This window comes from Inquilinus sp. (assembly GCF_039594555.1).
GTDB lineage: Bacteria > Pseudomonadota > Alphaproteobacteria > DSM-16000 > Inquilinaceae > Inquilinus.
Map to the genome: position 1 here is coordinate 1 of NZ_JBCNNF010000578.1, position 3,379 is coordinate 3,379.

Annotated in this window: 4 protein-coding genes; 3 read left to right on the forward strand and 1 reads right to left on the reverse strand. The window is 72.1% G+C overall.

All coding sequences use genetic code 11. The features are described from left to right. The first annotated feature begins 27 nt into the window (after window positions 1-27). The 3 genes from pdxH to ABDW35_RS34355 all read left to right on the forward strand — a co-directional run bounded on the left by pdxH (window position 28) and on the right by ABDW35_RS34355 (window position 2,807). Window positions 28-705 (forward strand): pyridoxamine 5'-phosphate oxidase, encoded by a 678-nt coding sequence (gene pdxH, locus ABDW35_RS34345; protein WP_343718337.1) that lies wholly within the window; start codon window positions 28-30, stop codon window positions 703-705. After that, window positions 702-1,667 carry a cation diffusion facilitator family transporter gene (locus ABDW35_RS34350; RefSeq protein WP_343718338.1) on the forward strand — a complete coding sequence of 322 codons (966 nt, stop codon included), beginning with the start codon at window positions 702-704 and terminating at the stop codon, window positions 1,665-1,667. Before pdxH ends, ABDW35_RS34350 begins: the two co-directional genes overlap by 4 nt. A 126-nt stretch (window positions 1,668-1,793) precedes the next feature. Beyond that, a complete protein-coding gene (locus tag ABDW35_RS34355; protein WP_343718339.1) occupies window positions 1,794-2,807 on the forward strand; it encodes a hypothetical protein in 1,014 nt (337 codons plus the stop codon). Between the two features lie 49 nt (window positions 2,808-2,856). Here the strand turns inward: ABDW35_RS34355 and ABDW35_RS34360 are convergent. Continuing rightward, a partial coding sequence (locus ABDW35_RS34360) for a calcium-binding protein (RefSeq protein WP_343718340.1) occupies window positions 2,857-3,379 on the reverse strand: 523 nt, incomplete at its 5' end.

Here is a 3,379-nt window from a genome sequence, read left to right on the forward strand (position 1 = left end):
GTTTCGACCGAATGAAGGCCGTGCGCCATGACGACGCCCCCGTCCGACACGCCGAACCCCGGCAGTGCCGCATCCGAACCCGCAAACCGGGATTTCGTTCCGCCGGCGGACCCGTTCGCCCTGTTCGAGGACTGGTTCGGCCTGGCCTCGGCGCATGAGATCAACGACCCCAACGCCGTGGCCCTGGCGACCGCGACGGCCGACGGCGCGCCGTCGGTGCGGATGGTGCTGCTGAAGGGGGTCGACGATGCCGCGGCCGAGGCGCGCGGCTTCATCTTCTTCACCAATCTGGAAAGCCGCAAGGGCGAGGAGCTGGCGCGCAACCCGCGGGCGGCGCTGTGCTTCTACTGGAAGAGCCTGCGCCGGCAGGTGCGGATCGAGGGGCCGGTGACGCCGGTCGAGCCGGCGGAGGCCGACGCCTACTACGCCAGCCGCGCCCGCGGCAGCCGGATCGGCGCCTGGGCCTCGGCCCAGTCGCGGCCGCTGGCCGACCGGGCGACGCTGGAGCAGGCGGTCGACGAGGCCACCCGCCGCTTCGGGCCGGAGGAGTCGGACGGGCCGGTGCCGCGGCCGCCGCACTGGTCCGGCTTCCGCCTGGTGCCCTGGCGCATCGAGTTCTGGCAGGAGCGGCCGTACCGCCTGCACGACCGGGTGGTGTACGAGCCGGGCCTGGACGGCTGGCGCCACCATCGGCTGTACCCGTGACCGACACCGTCGGGAACGAGGATCGGAACGACGGCCAGACCGGCGGCGATCAGACAGGGCGTGACCGGCTGCTGCGGCTGGCCACGGCGATCAGCGTCTCGGTCGCCTCGACCCTCGCCGTGCTGAAATTGGGCGCCTGGCTGGTGACCGGGTCGGCGGCGATCCTATCCTCGCTGCTGGACAGCATGGTCGACGTCGCCGCCTCCGGCATCCTGATGATCAGCGTGCGCCACGCGCTGCGGCCGCCCGACCGGTCGCACCGCTTCGGCCACGGCAAGGCCGAGCCGCTGGGCGCCATCGCCCAGGCCGCCTTCGTCGGCGGCTCGGCCCTGCTGCTGATCTTCGAATCGGCCGGCCGCTTCATCTCGCCGGAGCCGGTGGCCGAGGTGCCGCTGGGCATCGCCGTGATGCTGGTGTCGCTGGTGGCGACGGTCTCGCTGGTGCTGTTCCAGCGCAGCGTCGCCCGCCGCACCGATTCGACCGCGATCGCCGCGGACCGGCTGAACTATGTCGGCGACACCGCCACCAGCATCGTGGTGCTGGCGGTGCTGGTGATCGGCCAGCGGCCGGGTTGGCAGTGGCTGGACCCCGCCGCCGCGATCGGCGTGGCGCTGTGGCTGCTGGCCAGCGCCGCCAGTATCGCCCGCCGCGCCGTTGACCATCTGATGGACCGCGAGCTGCCGCAGGAGGACCGCACCCGGATCGCCGCCATTGTCCGCGCCGATCTGGAGGTGGTGGACCTGCACGACATGCGCACCCGCAGCGCCGGCGGCACCCGCTTCATCGAGTTGCATGTCGAGATGGATGGCGGCCTGACCCTGTGGCAGGCCCACACCGTCTGCGACCGGCTGGAGGCGGCGCTGTCCGCCGCCTTCCCCGAGTCCGAGGTGATCCTGCACCAGGAGCCGGCCGGGCTGGACGACGACCGGCTGGACCACCGCATCTACAAGCGCCGGCCTTAATCAGGCCCATCCCGGCCCGGAATTGCCCCGCCGCGGCCACCATGTCGCCGTGACAGGCTGGGACGCTGGTCCTGCGGCGCGAAGGCTCGGCCGAGCCCGTCCCGCGGCAACCGTCGGAGGGGTTCCATGAAGCGTTCCACATCCGTCCGCCATCCACCTCGCGCCCTGTTCTCGCCCCAAAATCTCGCCGGACTGACGCTGGCCGCAGCGGCGGCCTTCGCCCCCACGCCGGCCGATGCCTATGTCTTCGCCTTCCAGTGCCAGTCCTCGGTCTGCGTGCTGGACCCGACCGTGCCCAACCCACCGGCCACGCCGGTGCCGCCGGGCCCTGCGGCCGGGGTCCGGGCGGCCGGTGGGATCCAGCCCAACGCGACAACAGTCCTGGCCACGGTCGGCACCGTGGCCGGGATCACGGCGGACGGCCGGACCGTCGCCTGGGAGGCATTCTCGCCGAACCGGATCGTCAGGTCCTCGGTCGAGGGCGGGCCCGTCACCACCCTCTACACCGGCGAGATCTACCAGGACCCGCGAATCTCCAGCGACGGGACCAAGGCGCTCTGGGTCTTCTATCTCGGGGGCTATGGCTGGTTCACCTACATGGCGGTCAACGGCACGGCCCAGTCGATCGCCTCGTCGACCATGCAGACGACCCATGGCTGGCTGGGCAACACGCCGATCGTGGCCCGCCGCGGCGGCGGCAAGGCGCTGGCGACGATCTGCGCGGAGGTCGCGGGCGGCCCGGCCTGCGACACGCCGCTGGCGACCGATCCCTCGCTGCAGGTCTCCTATCCCAGCGGCGCGGCCAGCGGCACCTGGATCGTCGCCGTGCGCGGGCAGGCGGCGAGCCCGGGCGTGCCGGTGAAGGGGTCGATCGCCCTGTATTCGACCGCGACCCATACCCTGGTCCGCGTCCTGACCCCGGGGCCGAACGACACCCATCCGGCGATCTCCCCGGACGGCAACTTCGTGGCCTTCGAGCGCGACGGCGCGATCTGGACCATCGGCAACGTGCTGACCACGCCAAGCGCACCCGTCCGGCTGACGGCAGGCACCTTTCCGTTCATCGGCGGCCCGTCCGGCGACGCGTGCCCGCCGAATCCTCCGTTCCCTTGCGTCGGCTCCGGGTCGTCAGGGCCCTGACGCGCGCTGGCGCCGTCCGCCCTGCCCCGCGGGTGGTGGAGCGGCGGGCTCAGCCGATCAGGAAGTCGGAGGCCGATAGGGCCGTGCCGGGCGCGAGGGTGGCGAAGAGCTGGGCGTCGTTGCGGCCCGCCCCGTCGGGATCGTAGCGCAGGCTGCCGGTGGCGGCGTCGTAGAGGATGCGGTCATCCGCATCTTGCGCCGCCGTCCCAAGGGCGAAGGCGTCGGGCGATAGCGCACCGGCCGGCAGCGCCGTGAACACGGCTGGGTCGAGCCGCAGACTGTCGATGCCGGAGACGAAATCGGTGATGCGGTCGACATTGCCGGCGCCGAGCGCGCTGTCGAAGACGAAGCTGTCGGCCCCGCTGCCACCGGTCAGCGTGTCGGCACCGAGGCCGCCATCGAGGACATTGGCCGCATCGTTGCCGGTGATGCCGTTGTCGAGCGCATTGCCGGTGCCATCGGCCGCGCGGCTGCCGATCAGGACCAGATCCTCGACATTGTCGCCGAGATGATAGCTGATCGCGGCGCGCACCGTGTCGGTGCCCTGGCCCGGCAGTTCGGTCACGACATCG